Origin of the sequence: Algibacter sp., assembly GCF_049667265.1 — a bacterium.
Classification (GTDB): domain Bacteria; phylum Bacteroidota; class Bacteroidia; order Flavobacteriales; family Flavobacteriaceae; genus Algibacter_B.
Map to the genome: position 1 here is coordinate 1 of NZ_JBATHX010000467.1, position 3,483 is coordinate 3,483.

At 37.3% G+C, this 3,483-nt stretch carries 3 protein-coding genes; 2 read left to right on the forward strand and 1 reads right to left on the reverse strand.

The window, feature by feature from the left end; translation table 11 throughout:
• Nucleotides 1-253 precede the first annotated feature (253 nt).
• A complete protein-coding gene (locus tag WBN21_RS16070) occupies nucleotides 254-1,657 on the forward strand; it encodes a serine hydrolase (RefSeq protein WP_424202067.1) in 1,404 nt (467 codons plus the stop codon).
• 316 nt (nucleotides 1,658-1,973) lie between these two features.
• Here WBN21_RS16070 and WBN21_RS16075 read toward each other — a convergent pair whose 3' ends face one another.
• A complete protein-coding gene (locus tag WBN21_RS16075) occupies nucleotides 1,974-3,029 on the reverse strand; it encodes an IS110 family transposase (RefSeq protein WP_424202069.1) in 1,056 nt (351 codons plus the stop codon).
• A 107-nt stretch (nucleotides 3,030-3,136) separates the two neighbouring features.
• Here WBN21_RS16075 and WBN21_RS16080 point away from each other — a divergent pair.
• The coding region (locus WBN21_RS16080) for a hypothetical protein (RefSeq protein WP_424202071.1) at nucleotides 3,137-3,483 on the forward strand (347 nt) is incomplete at its 3' end.

Here is a 3,483-nt window from a genome sequence, read left to right on the forward strand (position 1 = left end):
TTCCTGCGGAATATTCTATCCGTGATTTATTTGCTAAATTAGGTGCTTAACCACGCAACTAATCATACACGAAACGTTGGCAGTAAGTCGAAAAATAAATGCAACGGTATTAGCCTTAAATATTTCCTATAAAAACTTAAATTTTTGTTAATTAACTATATTTATAGTTGTATAACTATATTTATAGTTGTAATTTTAGGATTCATCTAAAATAAATTTAAGAATGAAAAGTATATTGTATCTATTTTTAATTGTGTTTTGTTTTTCCAATTGTAAAGACCAAAAAGAAAATCATAAATCTGATTCGCCTGTATCGCAAAAAAATGAGTTTCAAACTCAGATCGATAATATTATTCAAGATTATTTGGAATTGGATATTTTTTCAGGGGTTGTATTGGTTGCCGATAAAGGTGAAGTTTTGTTTCATCAGGCCTATGGTTTAGCCAACAGATCAACTAACATAGCGAACTCTACTTCTACTCTTTTTGATATTGGATCAATGAATAAAACTTTCACTTCCATAGTTATTAAACAATTGGAAAATGAAGGAAAATTGAATTTAGAAGATAATCTTACCGACTATATAGATGGTTTTGAAGATCCTAAAGTAAAACATGTAACGATTAATCACCTATTATCCCACACTTCAGGGTTTGGAGATTATCATACACCGGATTACTTTGATTTACCGAAAAATAAAAAGTCCTTACAATCAATCATAGATAGAGCAAAAACATTTCAACTTAATTTCGAACCCGGGAGTGAAAATGATTATTCTAATTTGGGATATGTCATACTAGGTGGCATTATTGAAAAAGTGACTGGAACATCCTACTTTACGAACGTAAAAGATAGGATCGTAAACAAGCTGAGTTTAAAAAATACATATTTAAATGACTTTACAGGCTTGGGTAATCGTATTGCCACAGGCTATTATTATTCTCCTTTAGGGGAATTAGAAGTAAGTACACCTGCACAGGATGTGCCAAATCCGGATGGAGGTTTTTTATCCACCACAGAAGACGCAGCAAAATTTTATAGATCATATTATAATGACACAGTTCTACTTTCAAAAGAAATGAAGGCTAGCGATCCTTTTTTTCAATATCTAAAGAAAATGAAGCCTGGTGAGGCCACATCGGCGGCAGGAGGATTTGAAGGTTTTAATAGTGCATTATTTCAGATAATCGATGAAGACAAAACTATAGTTGTGTTTGCCAACATGGATGAGCCCGTTGCCGAAAGAATCGCCATAGATGTTTTATCGACCTTGCGCGGAGAAGTTCCAAATAAGCCTGAATTACCGGCACTTCAAAGTGTGCGTAAAGCATATGAGAAAGATGGCATAAACTATGTTAAATCAAATTTTAATGATCTTACAACTAATTTTCATCCAACGGATCCTAAAGATATAATTTTAAACGACCTTGGATACGCATATCTTTATGAAGCCAGGGATATTACAAAAGCTGTTGAAATGTTCAAACTAAATATTGAGTTATTCCCTGATATAGCAAATTGTTACGATAGTTATGGAGAAGCTCTACTACTAAAAGGAGATACGATTAACGGCATTAAAGCATATAAAAAGGCTTTAGAGATAAATCCGAAGTTACCTTCGGCAATTGATATTTTAAATGAACTTAATTACAATTAAGTTGATTCATGACCTACTGCCAACACTGTATCCTATGAAAAGCCTTAGTCCAGTTCTCTAAAGTTAATTAATATTTTCTTTTTTACTTAAACCACCTTTTTCCTTTTTAATATAACTTGCTCGGCATCCTATATGTGATCGGCCTCGAAATAGGTCGTCACCGGCATCTGTATGATTATAAGTTATAATAGACCCGGCCACTTGCTATAAATATGTGGTCCCGCTAACTAGTGGGCCACCCACGGTGTTTTGTGGTACAGGTCTTGAATACTTCTTCGTGAGCTTTGTTATGGTTCTTTTTTAGTGTTTTCTTAAATTATTCTATTACTCCTATCGTATAGGGAATTTCTGTTTTTATCACTGCCAAGGTCCTGCTCAAAAGCTTTCGCGCCACTTTGATGATGATGCTCTTGACGTTCTTACCCGTATGCTTACGGTAATACGCCTGCATCACAGGGTCGGCCCGTATCGCCTGCCAAGAGGCCTCTACGAAATAACTCCGTATCAATCGGTGTGCCCTTGGTGTGATACCCATTACTTTATAGTTGTTTCCACTTTGATGTACCCCTGGGGCAAGACCTACGTAGCCTGCCAAATGCTTCACACTATTGAAACGTCTCAAGTCTCCCAGTTCACATAGTATGCCACAGGCAACGATTCCCCCGACACCAGGTATACTTCTCAGTAACATATAATCTTTCTTATAATGCACCTTGCAGTATCTTCTGAGCTGTGTCGAAACATCCCTCAACTCTTGATCTACAAATCGGAATGAACGCATCCTGCTCTCCAAGGTCGCCTTCGCCGTGGGGTGCTTGAACACCATATCGTCCAACCAATTACGGTACCTATGGCTCCAATGGTCGTTGTCGAACTCCTCAGCCTCCTTGATGCCGAAATACAACAACTGCATCTTGATATAGCTCTTTATCCTTCTGAAATCCTTTACCAGATCGTTGCGTCTTCTGAATAGACTGCGGAGTTCCTCTCTTTCGATATCAGGAACCACTATACTCTCCAAACGGCCATCTTTCAGTTCCCTACTGATCAGTTGAGCATCGATCTTATCGGTCTTGGTATGCTTCTCCTTGCCCTTGCGATGGATATCAGCAGGGTTGACCACCAAAGAACGCCAACCGTAGCCCTCGAAACAGCGGTGGGCATGATAGCCACAGCAACCTGCCTCGTAGGCCACACTTACTTCGTGGCCCGGGAAATGTTTTGTAACGTAGTTCAACAATTGTCCGGGATCGGACGACATACTAAAGGACTTGCCACAGAACAGTTCCGTTGAACAATGGACTTTCCAACTTCGTTTGTGAATGTCGATACCAATGAATAGCTTTGGGTGAGCAGTTTGTTGAGTTTTCATATCTTTTGATTTTAGTGAATCTTAAAGATACTTGACTTACTGCTTTTTCATCAATGCTATAACCACACAACTACTCATAGCCGAGACGTAAGCAATTTGACAAAATCATGAAAATTAGAATTTCGAAAATAATAACCTTGTTTTTAATCTTTACCTCTTCATCAATTGTTGCTCAAGATAATATTGATGATTTTTTTAAGCAGCAACCAATTATTGATATGCATTTCCATATCACTAAAGGTTATGTGGATAATGAGGTTTATAACAACCGAAAAGTTGACATTGACAGTGCGAGAATAGATTGGATTATTGAAGATTACCATAAAAACAATGTCGTATTAGCTCTAGGAGGAGGAACATTGAAATACGCTAATATGTATGTTGAAACTGATAGTCTTTTTTGGGCAGGATTGGTTTTTCCCTGTATGAAAACGGTAGAACAAGATGAACCTTG

Excerpts from the sequence above, each read along its gene's own strand:
- WBN21_RS16075 (WP_424202069.1), bottom strand. The coding sequence starts at position 3,029 with ATGAAAACTCAACAAACTGCTCACCCAAAGCTATTCATTGGTATCGAC.